We start from the raw sequence: 1,040 nt of genomic DNA, 5'->3' as shown, positions 1-1,040 counted from the left end.
CCGGCCCCGAACCTGCGCCCAGCTCTCCACCAACGCCGACGACAACGCAGCCACCGCCGAGAACGGCTTACCCGTCGCCGCTTCCAGCCATTCGATCAGCAGCTCCGCCGGGGCATCCTCCGGCAGTTCGTATTTACCCCGCGCGTCGAACCAAACCGCATCGTCGTCTGATAGGTGCTCCACGACGATGTCCACTATTTCTAGGTACTGGTCATTCGGGCTCATGCCCGCCAGCTCGTGGATACGTAGAGCGACAGCCGGGCCGGGAGACGAAAACTCCCAGTCCCGGCTGTACGCGCGAACGATCAGCGCCACGGCCTAACGCTTACGCAACTTCGCTTCGCGGGCCTTCTGACGAGCCGCCTTCTCCCGCTCCGCCTTCCGGCGTTCCTGCCGGTTCGCGAACGACTCCCACTCCTGCTCCGAGTCGTTATCCACGACGAGCTCTTCGAGCATGTCCACCATCGCCGCGATGGACTCATAAAAAAACAGGGACGAACCGCGGCGTAGCACCTCGTCACGCCACGCTAGGAAATCCTCCGGGTCGATATGAGTCTGGCAGAAGTCCGACATGATCGCGGTGCGCTGCACATCATTGATCAGGCGCGAAGACACATCCGATGCGAACAGCGTCATCTCGGCCGAGGTGGGGCGGGTCACCAGCAGCGTCCGGCCCAGCATCTTCGACTCCACCTCGACCGTCTCCGGGTCGATGCCGTCAAACGAATCGACGCTCAAATCTCCATGTTCCGCAACCGGGGCATCCGCATCACCGTCGAGCTCCGCGAGCTCGCGTCGAAGCTGCTCCCGACGATCCTCCGCGGACTCCACATCGGCCTTGAACGCCGCTGCCTTATCGTTTGCCATGATTCCTCCATTAGGGGATATGTGTGGTGTGTTTCCACACCAACTTATCACGATTTCCGGAAGGTGAACCCGTTCCGGCTCGCTGCGAGCTCCGCCGATTTCGCGAGCCACGGCTGCGCCTTCGTCCCCGGGTGATGCACCCGCTTCGCGAACCGCACCGTCCCGCCACGCGG

The 1,040-nt window shown here is 62.9% G+C and carries 2 protein-coding genes; both read right to left on the bottom strand.

Annotation, left to right across the window (positions count from 1 at the left end):
- Positions 1-315 (bottom strand): hypothetical protein (locus tag ACTQV4_RS10285; RefSeq protein WP_441549968.1); only part of this gene is annotated, 315 nt, incomplete at its 3' end.
- A 3-nt stretch (positions 316-318) separates the two neighbouring features.
- A complete protein-coding gene (locus ACTQV4_RS10280; protein WP_441031778.1) occupies positions 319-867 on the bottom strand; it encodes a hypothetical protein in 549 nt (182 codons plus the stop codon).
- Between the last annotated feature and the right edge of the window lie 173 nt (positions 868-1,040).

Source organism: Collinsella sp. LCP19S3_B11, assembly GCF_052121915.1.
In the GTDB taxonomy this organism is placed as follows: Bacteria; Actinomycetota; Coriobacteriia; order Coriobacteriales; family Coriobacteriaceae; genus Collinsella.
This window is presented reverse-complemented; position numbering and strand designations above follow the sequence as displayed.

What these genes read in the sequence shown, in the direction of transcription:
- ACTQV4_RS10280 (WP_441031778.1), bottom strand. Translation starts at nt 867, where the DNA reads ATGGCAAACGATAAGGCAGCGGCGTTCAAGGCCGATGTGGAGTCCGCG.